12 protein-coding genes are annotated in these 14,615 nt (G+C 73.9%); 6 read left to right on the top strand and 6 right to left on the bottom strand.

Features of this window, described 5'->3' with window-relative positions:
- Window positions 1-12: 12 nt before the first annotated feature.
- Window positions 13-690: a TetR/AcrR family transcriptional regulator gene (locus tag ABZ479_RS24490; RefSeq protein WP_500463553.1), complete on the top strand. Its 678-nt coding sequence runs from the start codon at window positions 13-15 to the stop codon at window positions 688-690.
- A 21-nt stretch (window positions 691-711) separates the two neighbouring features.
- Here ABZ479_RS24490 and ABZ479_RS24485 read toward each other — a convergent pair whose 3' ends face one another.
- The 3 genes from ABZ479_RS24485 to ABZ479_RS24475 form a co-directional block, all read right to left on the bottom strand.
- Entirely contained in the window at window positions 712-1,653 is a 942-nt protein-coding gene (locus ABZ479_RS24485; protein WP_500463552.1) for an ADP-ribosylglycohydrolase family protein, read from the bottom strand.
- A 126-nt stretch (window positions 1,654-1,779) separates the two neighbouring features.
- Complete coding sequence (locus ABZ479_RS24480; RefSeq protein ID WP_500463551.1) at window positions 1,780-2,007, bottom strand: DUF6011 domain-containing protein; 228 nt, start codon at window positions 2,005-2,007, stop codon at window positions 1,780-1,782.
- A gap of 105 nt (window positions 2,008-2,112) precedes the next feature.
- A complete protein-coding gene (locus tag ABZ479_RS24475) occupies window positions 2,113-2,970 on the bottom strand; it encodes a siderophore-interacting protein (protein ID WP_500463550.1) in 858 nt (285 codons plus the stop codon).
- Window positions 2,971-3,135: 165 nt separating this feature from the next.
- Here ABZ479_RS24475 and ABZ479_RS24470 point away from each other — a divergent pair, with 165 nt between their 5' ends.
- A complete protein-coding gene (locus ABZ479_RS24470; RefSeq protein ID WP_500463549.1) occupies window positions 3,136-4,494 on the top strand; it encodes a cytochrome P450 in 1,359 nt (452 codons plus the stop codon).
- On the opposite strand, the gene ABZ479_RS24465 is transcribed toward ABZ479_RS24470, so the two are convergent.
- Complete coding sequence (locus ABZ479_RS24465; RefSeq protein WP_500463578.1) at window positions 4,463-5,380, bottom strand: 5'-3' exonuclease; 918 nt, start codon at window positions 5,378-5,380, stop codon at window positions 4,463-4,465. The two genes, ABZ479_RS24470 and ABZ479_RS24465, sit on opposite strands and share 32 nt — an antisense overlap.
- 184 nt (window positions 5,381-5,564) lie before the next feature.
- Here ABZ479_RS24465 and ABZ479_RS24460 point away from each other — a divergent pair, with 184 nt between their 5' ends.
- The 3 genes from ABZ479_RS24460 to ABZ479_RS24450 all read left to right on the top strand — a co-directional run bounded on the left by ABZ479_RS24460 (window position 5,565) and on the right by ABZ479_RS24450 (window position 9,379).
- A complete protein-coding gene (locus ABZ479_RS24460) occupies window positions 5,565-6,698 on the top strand; it encodes a quaternary amine ABC transporter ATP-binding protein (RefSeq protein WP_500463577.1) in 1,134 nt (377 codons plus the stop codon).
- Window positions 6,691-8,496, top strand: a complete 1,806-nt coding sequence (locus tag ABZ479_RS24455; RefSeq protein ID WP_500463548.1) for an ABC transporter permease/substrate binding protein — start codon at window positions 6,691-6,693, stop codon at window positions 8,494-8,496. Before ABZ479_RS24460 ends, ABZ479_RS24455 begins: the two co-directional genes overlap by 8 nt.
- A gap of 106 nt (window positions 8,497-8,602) precedes the next feature.
- Complete coding sequence (locus tag ABZ479_RS24450) at window positions 8,603-9,379, top strand: helical backbone metal receptor (RefSeq protein ID WP_500463547.1); 777 nt, start codon at window positions 8,603-8,605, stop codon at window positions 9,377-9,379.
- A 78-nt stretch (window positions 9,380-9,457) separates the two neighbouring features.
- Here ABZ479_RS24450 and ABZ479_RS24445 read toward each other — a convergent pair whose 3' ends face one another.
- A complete protein-coding gene (locus ABZ479_RS24445; protein ID WP_500463546.1) occupies window positions 9,458-12,547 on the bottom strand; it encodes an alpha-L-rhamnosidase-related protein in 3,090 nt (1,029 codons plus the stop codon).
- 886 nt (window positions 12,548-13,433) lie between these two features.
- Between ABZ479_RS24445 and ABZ479_RS24440 the strand changes: the two genes are divergently transcribed.
- On the top strand, window positions 13,434-13,886 hold the full coding sequence (locus tag ABZ479_RS24440) for a GNAT family N-acetyltransferase (protein ID WP_500463545.1): 453 nt from the start codon (window positions 13,434-13,436) through the stop codon (window positions 13,884-13,886).
- Here the strand turns inward: ABZ479_RS24440 and ABZ479_RS24435 are convergent.
- The gene (locus tag ABZ479_RS24435; RefSeq protein WP_500463544.1) at window positions 13,870-14,592 is read right to left on the bottom strand and encodes a gamma-glutamyl-gamma-aminobutyrate hydrolase family protein; all 723 of its coding nucleotides are present in this window, start codon (window positions 14,590-14,592) and stop codon (window positions 13,870-13,872) included. The genes ABZ479_RS24440 and ABZ479_RS24435 overlap by 17 nt on opposite strands.
- Window positions 14,593-14,615 lie beyond the last annotated feature (23 nt).

The following is a 14,615-nucleotide window of genomic DNA, read 5'->3' as shown; positions in this document are numbered from 1 at the left end:
GAGGATCGGGGCGTGAGCACCACGGGACGGCGCGTCGGGCGCCCGCGTGCGCAGGCGAGGCCGGACAGCGGCATGACCGCCCGCGAGGAACTGCTGACCGCCGCGGCCGAACTCTTCACCACGCAGGGCTACGCGGCCACCACGACCCGCGCCGTCGCCGAGCGTGCCGGGATGCGGCAGGCCTCGATGTACCACTACTTCGGCGGCAAGGAGGACCTCCTCGCCGTGCTCCTGGAGGGCACCGTCCGCCCGTCCCTGGACCTCGCCCATGCGCTCGTCGCCCGCACCGACGCCCCCGCGGAGGCCCGGCTGTGGGCGCTGTGCCGGGCGGACGTCGCGCTGCTCTGCGACGGCCCGCACAACCTCGGCGCGCTCTACCTGCTCCCCGAGGTCCGTGCCGGGCGCTTCGCCGGCTTCCGTGCCGTCCGGGACGAACTGAAGGCTGCGTACACCGCCCTGCTGGCCGCGACGACCCCGGGCGCCGCGCTGCCCGCCGCCGAACTGGCCGTCCGCGCCGGCCTCGTCTTCGGCCTCATCGAGGGCGTGATCCTCATCCGGCGTGACGGCCCGGTCCCCGACCCCGCCTCCTTTGCTCTTGCGACCGCCGACGCGGCACTGCGCGCCGCCGGCTGCCCGGACGGCGCCCTGCCCGCCCTGCACCGCGCCGCCGAGGCACTTCCGGCGCACTGACGCGGCCCGGCGGCCGTCCGCTCAGTCCCCGACGAGCCGGACCGCGAGGGCTACCAGGTCCGCACGGCGCAGCACACGCCCCGGAGAGCCGGGCATCGGCACGTGCAGGGGAGCCGTCCAGCGTTCGGGTACGGCGGTGAGTCCGTACACCGCGCCGGCGAGGGTGCCCGTGACGGCGGCGACGGTGTCCGTGTCGCCGCCCACGTCGACGGCCGCGCGCAGTGCGGCCTCCAAGTCACCGGTGGTCCGCACGGCCCAGACCGCGGAACCGAGGCAGGGCCACACGGCGCCGTTGAACTCGGTGGCCAGGTCCGGGTGCCAGCCGGGCGCGAGGACGGCCGCCCACCGCTCGTGGAAGGGTTCGGGCACCTGCGCCAGGGCGTCGGCCACGACGGCGGGCGCGACGGGGTCGTCGCCGTCGAGGGCGACGCGTACGAGGTCGTGGAGGATCGCGCTGCCCTCCCAGGCGGCGCGGTCGCCGTGGGTGAGGGCGGCCAGCCTGCGGGCCGCGTCGAGGGAGACCGCGCGTCCCCGTCCGGCGAAGTGGACGGCGGCGGGGGCGGCCCGCATCAGGGCGCCGTTGCCGGCTGCCCGGTGGTTCGTCTGGAAGTGCACCGCCGCCGCCAGGTTCCAGGGGTCCCCGGAGAGCAGGACCGCCTCGGTCTGCAGCCCGATGTCCTTGGGGTCCGCGGCCGCCCAGCGCACGAAGCGTGCGAAGACGTCGGGCAGGTCGAGGGTGCGCCGTTCGAGCAGGGAGTCGGCGACGAGCACCGCCATCTGCGTGTCGTCGGTGGCCTCCCCGGGGTCCCAGCCGCCGCCTCCGCACATCTCGTGGCCCGTGCCGGGCTCCGGGAAGCGGGCGCTGAACGCGCCCGGCGGGCCGAACTCGAAGGGCGCCCCGAGCGCGTCGCCGACGGCCGATCCGACGACCGCGCCCGCCGCGCGTTCCTCACGGGGCGTCATTTCCCGCCTCCTGGGCCGGCGGTGAGCGGCGGCGCGGGCATGACGGCCGGGGCGACGAGGTTCCAGGGCGTGGGGTGCACGGTTGAACCGTAGGCGCTCGCCGCGCCGTCCGGTGGGGCGGGGGCCTTACGTGCCCGGCAGGCGGTCCTGTTCGACGTCGAAGCGTCCGACGCGGGGGGCCGTGCCGAGGCCGTGCTTGCGGCGGCAGCCGCGGCCGCGGCCCCACAGCCGGGCGTCGTGCGCGGTCAGCGGCCGGTGGCAGTCGGCGCAGAGGACCCGCGGACGCTCCCCGGTCGGCTGCCCGTCGGTCATCAGGCCGGGGAGCGGGGAGGGTTCGGGTACGGGTGCGGCCATGGGGCCAGTGTGGCAGCGCCGGCCGCCGTGTGCGCGGGTGCCGCCGGCTTCGGGGCGCTCACGTGCTCACGGCAGGCCCGGGGCCGCGGAAGCAGTGACGGTGCGTCAGGAAGCCAGGGCCCGGGGAGGGTTCTCCTGCTCCTCCTCGATGCGGCGGTTCCACTCCGGCTTGGAGGCCTGCCAGCCGTCCTCGTCGTGCCCGGTGCGCCAGTAGCCCGAGATCGACAGCCGCTCGCGCGGCACGCCGAGTTCGACCCGCAGCAGACGGCGGAGCTGTTTGACGAAGCCCGCCTCGCCGTGGACGAAGGCCTGTACGTCACCTGGCGGGAACTCCAGCCCCGCCACGAGCCGGACCAGGGCCTCGCCCACCCGGCCGGAGCCGCGGTGGACCCAGACGATCTCGGCGTCACCGGGCGTGGAGAGCTTCTGCTCCTCCTCCGGGCCGGAGACCTCGAGGAACACGCGGGCGGGCGCCCCCTCGGGCAGCCGCTCCAAGGAGGCGGCGATCGCCGGCAGCGCGCTCTCGTCACCCACGAGCAGATGCCAGTCGGCGGCCGCGTCGGGTGCGTAGGCGCCGCCGGGGCCGAGGAAGAGGACCTCCTCGCCGGGCCGGACGCGTGCGGCCCACGGGCCGGCCAGGCCCTCGTCGCCGTGGTAGACGAAGTCGACCGTCAGCTCGCGGGTCTCGGCGTCCCACCGGCGCACCGTGTACGTCCGGATGCGCGGCCACTGCTCGCGCGGGAAGTCGGCGCGGATCCGCTGGATGTCGAAGGGTTCGGGGTAGCGCACGCCCTCGGCCGGGAAGAGCAGTTTGATGTAGTGGTCGCTGTACTCGCCGACGGGGAAGCCCGTCAGGCCCTCGCCGCCGAGCACCACGCGGATCATGTGCGGGGACAGCCGTTCCACGTGCTGCACCCGCGCGCGGTTGAGCTGCGGCTTCCTGCGCACCGGACGGTCTGCCATGAGCACACTCCTCGCATCAAGTTAGGCAAGCCTAACCCATTCGCCCCGTCCCGTGCAGCCCGGTCTCGGAAAGATCACGAGATCTTGGAACGGCGGTTCCGATCCGTGGTCCTGCGATTTTGATGGGACGGACGCGATCAGACGCTACCCGGGAGGCCCGCGCGCATGCGTTCCGACACCGCCACCGCGATCACCGCAGGACCGCGCGGACTGCCACTGCTGGGCAACCTCCCGCAGTTCGCCAAGGACCCGCTCACCTTCTTCACCGCGCTCCGCGAGTGCGGGGCCGGGCAGGTCACCTGGGCCATGGGCCGCACCCCCGCGCGCTTCCTCAATGATCCCGCACTCATCGGGGAACTGCTGTCGGCCCGCGAGTCCACCTTCTCCCTGCCCGACCTCGGCTGGTCCTTCCGCTACCTGATGGGCGAGGGCGTCGTCGTCGCCAAGGGCGCCGACTGGCGCCGCAAGCGCTCCCTCGTCCAGCCCTCGGTACGCCCCCGGCAGGTGCGGGCGTACGCGCGGACCATGGCCGACTGCGCGCGGGAGCTCGCCGACCGCTGGGACGGGGGCGAACGGATCGACGTGCGCCGCGAGATGACCGGCCTGACCCAGCGCATCGCCGTACGGACCGTGTTCGGCACCGACGCCGCCGCCCGCGAGGAGGTCATCGGCCGCTGCATGGACGTCGCGCAGCGGCAGATGGGCGCCGAGTTCCGCGGACTGGGCGCGATGCTGCCCGACTGGTTCCGCACCCCGGGCCGGATCCGCTTCAAGGCCGCCGTCGACACCCTCGACGCCGAGGTGGCCCGGATCGTCGCCGCACGCCGCGAGACCGGCGGTGAACGCGACGACCTGCTCGGCCGGTTGCTCGCCGCCGTCGACGAGGAGGGCGTCCCGCTCACCGACAAGGAGATCCGGGACGAGACCGTCACCCTCTACAACGCCGGCCACGAGACCACCGCCACCACCCTCACCTGGGCCTGGCACCTGCTGTCCCGCAACCCCGACGCGCGCGAGGCGCTCACCGGGGAACTGCACCGGGTGCTCGGCGGCCGCACCCCCGGCTTCGACGACTATTCGGAACTGCGCTGGACCGAGGCCGTGGTGAAGGAGACCCTGCGCGTACGTCCCACGGTCTGGCTCAACCTCGCCGTCGCCGAGGAGGGCGCCACCCTGGGCGGCGAGCCCGTACCGGCCGGCACCCAGGTCTGGATCAGCCCCTGGGCCACCCACCGCGACCCGCGCTGGTGGCCGCGGCCCGAGGAGTTCCGCCCCGAGCGCTGGCTGGAGGGCGCACCCGACACGATCACCGACCACACCTGGTTCCCCTTCGGCGGGGGCACCCGGGCGTGCCTCGGGGCGCGCTTCGCGATGGTCGAGGCCGTGATCGTGCTGGCCACCCTCGGCAGCCGCTTCCACCTGGACACCGGCGACGAGGAGATCGGGCCGGCCGTCGGCCTCACCCTCCAGCCCGACCGCGACGTGCTCGCCGTCACCCGGCCCGTTCCGGCCCCAGCACGCTGAGCAGCCGCTGCAGCGAGCCGCCCAGTCCCCAGCGTTCGGCCAGCGCGGCCAGCTCCTCGGGACGGCGCGGCTCGCGCGGCAGCTCCGGGGTGAACTCCGGCAGCGGCACGTCCGAGGCGACCCGCACCACCTCGGGCGCGACCGCCACGTACTCCCGGGCCTCCTGGAGGCGCTTGCGCTGCGCCGGGGTGACCTTCGAGGCGGGGTCGTGGGCCGCGGCCATGATCCCGGCCAGGTCGCCGTACGCCTCCAGCAGCTTCGCCGCCGTCTTCTCGCCGATGCCCGGCACGCCCGGCAGGCCGTCGCTCGGGTCGCCGCGCAGCAGCGCCAGGGTCGCGTAACCGGGGCCGTCCGTACCGTACTTGGCGCGCAGCCAGGCCTCGTCCACCGCGTCGAGCGCGCCCACGCCCTTGACCGGGTACAGCACCCGCACCCCGCGGGCGTCGTCCACCAGCTGGAACAGGTCGCGGTCGCCCGTGACGATGTCCACCGGGCCCGCCGCCAGTCCCGTCAGGGTGCCGATGACGTCGTCCGCCTCGTACCCCGCGACGCCCACCCGGGCGATGCCCAGCGCGTCCAGCACCGCCTCGATCACCGGGACCTGGGGCGAGAGGGTGTCCGGGACCTCCTCGACGTCCGAGCCGCCGGGCACCTCCTCGGCCACGCGGTGCGCCTTGTAGGAGGGGATCAGGTCCACCCGCCACTGCGGCCGCCAGTCCGCGTCCATGCAGGCCACCAGGTCGTCGGGGGAGTGGTCGGAGACCAGGCGGGCGATGAAGTCCAGCAGCCCGCGCACGGCGTTGACCGGCGTGCCGTCCGGGGCGCGCACCGAGTCGGGCACGCCGAAGTAGGCGCGGAAGTAGAGGCTGGCGGTGTCCAGGAGCATCAGGCGTCGAGTCACATGCCGATGATGCCGCACGCCGCCGACACCCCGGCCGCCGTGACCTCCGTCACGGAACGGTTTGCTCCGCTTGCCTCGGGGCAGCCGCCGTCCCGGAGCGGGACAGGAGCGCTCCACGACCAGCGCGCGGGGGCAGCCGGTCGTCCTCCCTACGACACGTGAGGTGTATGTGTACAGGCTGCAGGCAGAGCATCTGTACAAGGTGTTCGGTGCCGACCCCGAGGACGGCGTGCGCCGTCTGGAGGCCGGTGCCGGACGCGACGAACTGCGCGGGAGCGGTACGACCGCCGCGGTGATCGACGCGAGCTTCGACGTCCGCGAGGGCGAGATCTTCGTCGTCATGGGCCTGTCCGGATCGGGCAAGTCCACCCTGCTGCGCACGCTCAACGGACTCAATCCGCCCACCGCGGGACGGGTGCTCTTCGACGGCCGGGACCTCACCGCACTCAGCCCCCGCGAACTGCGCCGGGTGCGCTCGCACGGCATCAGCATGGTCTTCCAGCACTTCGCGCTCTTCCCGCACCGCAGCGTGCTCCAGAACGCCGCGTACGGCCTGGAGGTGCAGGGCGTCGGCCGCAGGGAACGCGAGGAGCGCGCCGCGCGGGCCCTGGAGCTCACCGGGCTGTCCGGCTGGGGCGACTCCTGGCCCGACGAGCTGTCCGGCGGCATGCAGCAGCGCGTGGGCCTGGCCCGCGCGCTCGCCACCGACGCCGACGTGCTGCTCATGGACGAGTCCTTCAGCGCCCTGGACCCGCTGATCCGCCGCGACATGCAGGACCAGCTGCTCGAGCTCCAGCGCGGCCTGAAGAAGACCATCGTCTTCATCACCCACGACCTCAACGAGGCCATGCGCCTGGGCGACCGCGTCGCTGTCATGCGCGACGGGCGCATCGTCCAGATCGGCACCCCCGAGGACATCCTGCTGCGCCCCGCCGACGACTACGTCAGCTCCTTCGTGCACGACGTCGACCGCTCCCGCGTGCTGACCGCCGGCACCGTCATGCGGCCGCCGCACCGCCCCGACGCGGGCGAGTGCCGCTGCGAGACGGTCACCCCGCGCACCCCGCTCGCCGACGTCCTGCCGGTCAGCGCGCGCGTCCCGCACCCCGTGGCCGTCCGCGACGAGGCGGGCGACGTGGTCGGCGTGATCGCCAAGGACGGGCTGCTGGCCGCCCTCGGCGACCACGACGGCTCGGTGACGCCCTGCACCGACGAACCGGTCCGGGCCGCCGACCCCTCGCCCGCGAAGGGAGCCGCGCCCAGAGTGCCGGGCGGGCCGCGGAAGGAGGCGGCGCGTGCCTAGGCTGCCGCTCGGCGACTGGACCGACAGCGCCGTCACTTACCTGCGCGACCACTTCGGTCCGCTCTTCGACGTCATCAGCGCCGTCGTCTCCGGCATGTACGACGGCCTGGACGCCGTGCTCCGGGCCCCCGCCCCGCTGCTGCTCGCCGGCATGCTCGCGATCGTCGCGCTGTGGCTGCGCGGACTGACCGCGGGCGTGCTCGCCTTCGCGGGCCTGGCCCTCGTCGTCTCCGTGCAGCAGTGGGACGAGGCCATGGACACCCTGTCCCTGGTGCTGGTCGCCACCGTGATCACCATCGTGCTCGCCGTGCCGCTCGGCATCTGGTCGGCCCGCAACCGCACCGTCTCCGCGGCCCTGCGCCCGGTGCTGGACTTCATGCAGACGATGCCCGCCTTCGTCTACCTGATCCCCGGCATCTTCTTCTTCGGCGTCGGTCAGGTGCCCGGCATCATCGCCACCATCGTCTTCTCCCTGCCGCCGGGCGTGCGCATGACCGAGCTCGGCATCCGGCAGGTCGACGAGGAGCTCGTCGAGGCCGCGGAAGCCTTCGGCACCGCCCCGCGCAGCACCCTGCTGCGGGTGCAGCTGCCCCTCGCGCTGCCCACGATCATGGCGGGCGTCAACCAGGTGATCATGCTGGCGCTGTCCATGGTCGTCATCTCCGGCATGGTCGGCGGCGGCGGTCTCGGCGCCTCCGTCTTCACCGCCATCAGCCAGGTCGACATCGGCCTCGGCTTCGAGGCGGGCCTGTCCGTGGTCATCCTCGCCATGTACCTCGACCGCGTCACGGGCGCCCTCGGCACCCGCGTCTCCCCGCTCGGCCGGCGCGCCGTGGCCGCGGCCGCCGCGGCCTCCCCGCGCGGTCTGCAGCTGTGGAAGTACCGCCCGCAGACCTCCGTCGCCGTCGTCGGCATCGTCGCCCTCGCCCTGGTCGCGGGCGGGACGGGCGTCCTCGCCGGCGGCGACGAGGGCACATCCGTCCCCGAGGCCGACGACGTCGGCAAGGGCCGCCAGGTCGACATCGGCTACATCCCCTGGGACGAGGGCGTCGCCTCCACCTACCTGTGGAAGGAACTGCTGGAACGGCGCGGCTACCGGCCGAAGGTCACCCAGTACGACGTCGGCGCCCTGTACACCGGCATGTCCGCGGGCCGGGTCGACTTCGAGACCGACTCCTGGCTGCCCGTCACGCACCGGTCGTACTGGGAGAAGTACAAGAACGAGCTGGACGACTACGGCTCCTGGTACGGCTCCACCTCGCTCGAACTGACGGTGCCCTCCTACGTCAAGGGCATCGACTCGCTGGCCGACCTCAAGGGCAAGGGCGAGCGGTTCGGCGGCCGGATCATCGGCATCGAGCCCGGCGCCGGGATGATGAAGATGCTCAACGACACCGTCCTGGAGAAGTACGGCCTGGAGGGCGAGTACCAGGTCACCACCGGCTCGACGGCGAGCATGCTCGCCCAGCTCGACCGCTCCATCAAGGCGAAGGAGCCCGTCGTCGTCACCCTGTGGTCCCCGCACTGGGCCTACGACGAGCACGGCCTGAAGAAGCTGAAGGACCCGCTCGGCGCCTGGGGCAAGGGCGACGGCATCCACACCCTCGCCCGCGACGGCTTCGCCGGCGACGAGCCGAAGGTCGCGAAGTGGCTGCGGGACTTCCAGCTGAGCGAGGACGAACTGACCGGGCTGGAAGGCGCCGTGCACAAGGCCGGCCAGGGCCGTGAGCAGGACGGCGTCCGCGACTGGCTCGACGCCCACCCCGGCCTCACGGACCGGCTCGCCCCGGTCGGCTGACCGGCCCCCCGCCCCGGACGGCGCGGCGCCCGGCACTTCCCCTCCCTGGTGCCGGAGCCGCGCCGTCCGGCCCTCCCCGCCCGGCGGGGATGGATACGGTGGAGACATGACCCGTCGCGACTCCGGACCCGCACGGCGTGTGGTCTCCCTCGTCCCCTCGCTCACCGAGGCGGTGGCGACCACGGCGCCCGCCCTCCTCGTGGGCGCCACCGACTGGTGCAACCAGCCGGCGGACCTGCGCGTCACGCGGGTCCGGGGCACGAAGAACCCCGACATCGCGGAGATCGTCCGGCTCGCTCCCGACCTGGTCATCGCCAACGAGGAGGAGAACCGCGCGCCCGACCTCGCGGCGCTGCGCGCGGCCGGGCTGACGGTGCTGGTCACGGAGGTGCGCAGCCTTCCGCAGGCCTTCCGGGAACTGCACCGCGTGGTCGTCGAGGCCTGCGGGCTGCCGCGGCCGGCCTGGCTCGACGCGGCGGAGAAGACCTGGGCGTCGCTGCCGCCCGTCGCCCGCCCCCGCACGGCGTTCGTCCCCGTCTGGCGCCGCCCCTGGATGGTGCTCGGCCGGGACACCTTCGCCGGCGACCTGCTGGCCAGGCTGGGCGTCGAGAACGTCTACGGCGGCCACCAGGAGCGGTACCCGCGGGTGCCCGTCGACGACCTCACCGGGAGCGGCGCGGACCTCGTCGTGCTCCCGGACGAGCCGTACCGCTTCACCGCGGACGACGGCCCCGAGGCCTTCCCGGACATACCCGCGGCCCTGGTCAGCGGCCGTCACCTCACCTGGTACGGCCCCTCCCTCGCCGAGGCGCCGGCCGTGCTCGCCGCCGCCCTCGCCCCACCGGCCCCCGCAGGCCCCGCCCCCGCCCGGCGCGGCGGCTGAGCCGGACGGCCCCCACCGCGGACGCACCCCGGCGTACGCGGGGCCGGAGCCACCGCGTACGCCGGGGAGCGGGCCGGGTCAGCCGTGCGACGCGGCCTTGAAGACGGTCCGTCCGGAACCGACCCGGTAGACGGCCCGCCCGTCCTCGACGCCCAGGTACGTGGCGTCACTGCCGGCAACCGAGTAGTGGCCGCCGGCCACCACCGGCAGCGCGACCGTCGCCGTCACGTTGACCGGCACCTCGACCGTCGTGTCCACCCCGTGCCGGTTCCGCCGCCAGTCGACGCCGACGGTGCCGTGCTCGGTCCACTGGCTGCCCGAGGCGTGGCTCACGCCCGCGTCCGCCGGGGCGATCCGCACCGACGCGCCGCCCGGGCTGGTCACGGTGATCCCGAGGACACCCTCCAGCACCCCGACGACACCGGCGCCGCCCCAGCCGTGCGACATGCTCTCGCTGCTGCTCTGCGACACCTGGCCGGGCGCGCAGTCGCTGCTCGCGCAGCCCGGTGTCCACTGCTCCCACAGGAAGGTGCCGCCCTCGGCGAGGACCTGCGCCGGCCCGTCCGCGGAGGGATCGGTGAGGATCCGCACCAGCGTGTCCGGCCGGTCGGTCACCCGCAGCGCCTCCAGCAGCGTCCGCAGCGTCATCGGCCCCTGCCGCATCCCCTGCCGGGACAGTTCCGCGCCCAGCGCGGCGTACTCGGCGGGCTCCGCGACGCCGTAGGCGAGCGGGAAGCTCTGCGCGTGCTCGCTCCGGTGCGCGATCAGGGCGCCGTCCGCGGACAGCCCGTCCGACCAGAGCCCGGTGCCGTCCCGCAGGCGCTCGCGCATCGCCGCCGTCAGTTCGTCCGCGCGGCCGGCGTAGACGTCCCGGGTGGCGTGGTCGCCGAGCGCCTCGGCGGCCTCGGCGACCGAGCGCATCGCGCCGACGCCGAGCGCGTTGACGACGGTGCGGTTCACGTTGCCGTCGGTGACGTAGCCGTACCGCATCGGCGAGGGCCAGTCGATGATGCCGTGCAGGTAGGCGCCGCTGCCGCCGGGCAGGTCGGCGACCAGGCCGCGGTCGTCCACCGCGGCGGAGACGTAGTCGGCGACGTTGCGCATCACGGGCAGGGCCCGGGTGAGCAGTTCACGGTCGCCCGTCGTGCGGTAGTAGCGCATCACCCACTCGGGGAACATCTCGGTGTAGTCGGGGATGTCCCGCTTGGCGTCGCCGTTGGGGTAGACGGAGTTCAGGGCGCCGTTCGGCCAGTAGCGCGCCTGGGAGTTCATGAAGGACACGATGGCCTGGCGGGTCAGGCTGCGCTCGCCCGACGCGGCCATCGTCGCGAAGGACTCGTCGACGGTGTCGCCGAGGAACTGGCCCTTCTCCCGGGTCGGCGTGTCCAGGAAGACGTTCTGCGCGGACTGCAGCGCCGAACGCTGCATCAGGGAGAAGACCTGGTCCAGGGTGTTGTCACTGCTGCGGAACGTGGCGGGGTGCGCCGCGTCGGTGTTCTGGACGACGGCGCTGACGTCGCGCGCGGTCAGCTTCTCGCCCGGATCGCTGATCTGCAGGTAGCGCCAGCCCCAGTAGGTGAAGGCCCGGGCGGTCTGCGGGCCGTCCTTCTCGGTGTAGAAGAAGCGCATGTTGCTGCCCTGGGTGTCCAGGCCAGACGTCCCCGCGCGGGAGTTCTCCACCCAGGTCGCGGCGGCGTGGTCCTCGCGCAGGGGACGGTCCAGGGTCACGGCCGTGCCGTCCACGGCCTCGACGGTGCGCGTTTCGGGACGCCCGGCGCCGTAACCGGTGGCGGGGGCGTCGACCACGATCTCGTCGCCCGCGTGGACGTTCGCCGTGTTCACCAGCGTCACGGAGGTGTCCCCGGTGCGCACCGCGGCGGTCAGCGTGGAGTTGCTGCGGCGGTAGCTCGTGGTGAACGTCAACTGCCGGCCGGCGGTGCCGGAACGCAGCCGTACCGAGGGCACCGCGGCGTACACCTTCCCGAAGTCGGCCAGGACGGTGCCGTCGGGCAGGTGCAGCAGGGAGACCGGGTGGACGGTCTCCTGCGTGAGGTGCGCCTGCAGCGCCGACAGGTGGGTGAAGGCGCACGGGGACGAAGCGCCCTCGTAGGGCGCGCAGTTGTCCGGGTTCGGCCGCGGGTGGGCGCCGACGACGGTCGCGGGGGCCCAGGCGGAGTCGTCGTAGCCGGACGTGTTCCAGCCGGTCGGCTCGGCGGTGGCGTCGTAGTACTCCACGCGGTCGCCGGCGTCGCCGTTGCGGTAGGTCAGGGTGTCGACCCGCTGCGGCTCGTAGCGGTGGACCTTCCAGCTGCCGTCGGAGACCGCCACGTCACGGGTGCCGTCCGCGTGCTCCACCACGACCTTGACCAGCAGGCCGGAGGGCCCCTCGGGGGCGTTCGGGCCGTTGGCCCGGCCCTGGCACTTGCAGGACCAGTAGTGCGTCAGCACGCCCACGGCCAGGTCCCGGCCCGCCTTGACGCCCTTGAGGGCGGCGACGTCGTAGAAGCCCTCACCGGCGTACTCGTAGGACGAACTGCGTTGCACGGTCCTGCCGTCGACGTCGACCTGCCAGTCGCCGGAGGCCGCGACGTACACCCGGGCGCCGACCACGGGGCTGCCCGCGGACACCCGTACGACCTTGCGGGCCGCCGTCCACTCGTTGCTGGCGTCGTTGCCCGTGGCGGGACGGCGGATCCACTGGGCGCCGGACCAGTCCTGGTCCGTCAGGCCCGTGCCGAAGGAGGCGCCGGCCGAGTAGGGGGAGGCCTCGCTGGCCCGGTCCCAGGTCCGAACCTTCCACTGGTACACGGTCCCGGGCGTGAGCGCGTGCCCGCCGTACGGCACCCAGGACTGCCCGGAACCGCGGACCTTGCCGCTGTCCCAGACGGTGCGGCCGCCGGGGGTGCGCACGACGACCTGGTAGGCGGTCTGGACCTCGTCCGAGTCGGCGTCACGCGGCAGCCAGCCGAAGCGTGGTGCGCCGTCGAGGGCGAGCGGGTCGGTCCGGTCGTCCACGGTCAGGCCCGTGGGCGCGCCGGGGGCGTGGTTGCGGGGCGTGTGGTCGGCGTAGGCCTGGGGCGCGGCGGCGGCGAGCGTCAGGCCGAGGGAGAGGGCGAGGAGGGTGAGGCGGCGGGGGAGGGGACGGGGGAGGGGCGGACGCCGTTTCATGGGCACCTTTCGGCGAGGTTTAAACGTTTCAATCCGCGTGCGTGAGTTATTGATACGTTTCAATCCTGTGAACGGCGAGCCTAGGGAGCCCTCCGGGCCACTGTCAATGTGCCCGGGTGTGGTTGCGGCCGGTGGTTGTGTGCGGGTGCGTTGTGGTTGCTGTTGGGTTTCTCCCCCGCCCTCCCGCCCGATTGCCCGGCGCGGTTGGTGCGGGTCTGCGCACGTCGTTGTGGGGTCAGGGCCGCGCCGGCGCACGTCCTCAACGCTCGCGGTTTACGCCAACGTCATTCGGCACCGCACTTAACCGCTCGTCGTTTCCGGGCGCACCCCGACACACCCCCTCCCGTCGTATGGGCGCACAACCGCCGGTGGGAGGTCAGAAGGCAGTGCGGGGGCACCGCACCTGTCCGACGTACCCCCAACTGGACACCCTGCGCCCGCACAAGAGGGAGGTGTGTGGCGGGGTACCCCCCCTGGCCGCAGGCCGGAGGAGACGGGTGGCGGACCTGGTGCCGAATGATGCGGGGCTGGAACCGCGGGGCCGTGGGGGTCAGAGAGTGGTTCGGGGCGCCCCGGACTGCCTCCTTACCCCCCACCGGCCGTCGTGCGCATACACCGGCCGGAGGGGGTGTGGCGGGGTGCGCCCGGAAACGACGAGCGGCGGACCCGGCGCCCAAGGATGTTGACGTAAACCGCGAGCGTTGAGGACGTGCGCCGGCGCGGCCCCGACCCCAACACGAGGTGCGAGGCCCGCACCAACCGCGCCGGATGGGGGTCCCCCCGGCCGAAGGCTGGGGGAGGGCGGGAGGGTGGGGGAGGAACCCAACAGCAACCACAGCGGCGCCGCACACAACCCACCAGGCACACAACGATCTACGCTGCACGCATGAGCGACCTCCACATCCGCCCCCTCACCCGCCCCGACATCCCCGCCGTCGTCGCGATGTTCGCCGACGACGGCCTCGGACGGAACCGCGAGACCCCGGACGACCTGGAGCCGTACTACGCGGCGTACGAACGCGTCATCGCCGACCCCGGCCAGCACCTGGTCGTCGCGGAGCGGAACGGCGCCCTCGCCGGCGTGCTGCAGCTGTCGGTGATACCGGGGCTGTCACGGCGCGGCACGACGCGCTCCGTCATCGAGGCCGTACGGGTGCACCGCGACGCCCGCGGGGACGGCCTGGGGACCCGGATGATCGAGTGGGCGGTCGAGGAGTCCCGCCGGCTGGGGTGCACGCTGGTGCAGCTCACCTCGGACCGGGCCCGCACCGACGCGCACCGCTTCTACGAGCGCCTCGGCTTCACCGCCTCGCACGTCGGCTTCAAACGTCAGCTCTGACCGTGGCCCCGCCCGCAGCCCTGACCGCCGCGGCAGCGACCAGCGCCCGCATCACCCGCTCGTCCGCGTCCATCTCGGGGTGCCACTGCACCCCCAGCACGAAGTGGTCGCCCGGCAGCTCCACGGCCTCCGGCGTGCCGTCCTCCGCGTGGGCGGCGACCACGAGCCCGCGGCCGGGGGCGTCCACCGCCTGGTGGTGGTACGTGGGCACCGTCATCGCCTCCGGCACCGCGTCCGCGTAGCGCGTGCCGGGGACCGGCTTGACGGTGTGGCCGCCGAAGACGCCCACCCGGGGGCCGCGGTGCCCGTCGACGTGCTGCACGAGCGTCCCGCCGAGGGCGACGTTGAGCAGCTGCATGCCCCGGCAGATGCCCAGCAGGGGCACCCCGGCGGTGAGGGCGGCGTCGATGAGGGCCAGTTCCCAGGCGTCGCGCTCGCGCGCGGGCGGGTCCGTGCGCGGGTCGCGCTCGGCACCGTACCGGGAGGGCTCGACGTCGGGCCCGCCGGAGACCACCAGCCCGTCCAGCCGGGCCACGGCTTCCGCGGCGTGGGCGGGGTCGTCCGGCGGGAGCAGCGCGGCGAGGCCGCCGGAACGGCGGACGAGCAGCGGGTACCCGGCGGGGAGCAGGGCGGCGGGCAGGTCCCAGCCGCCGAAGCGGGCCGAGTCGACCCAGTAGGTGCTGACACCGATCAGCGGACGGGCCACGGGAGCCTCCTGCGACGCGCGGA

The organism is Streptomyces sp. NPDC005722, assembly GCF_040630935.1.
In the GTDB taxonomy this organism is placed as follows: Bacteria; Actinomycetota; Actinomycetes; order Streptomycetales; family Streptomycetaceae; genus Actinacidiphila.
The sequence above is the reverse complement of the archived record's forward strand: the minus strand, read 5'-3'. Positions and strand labels throughout refer to the sequence as shown.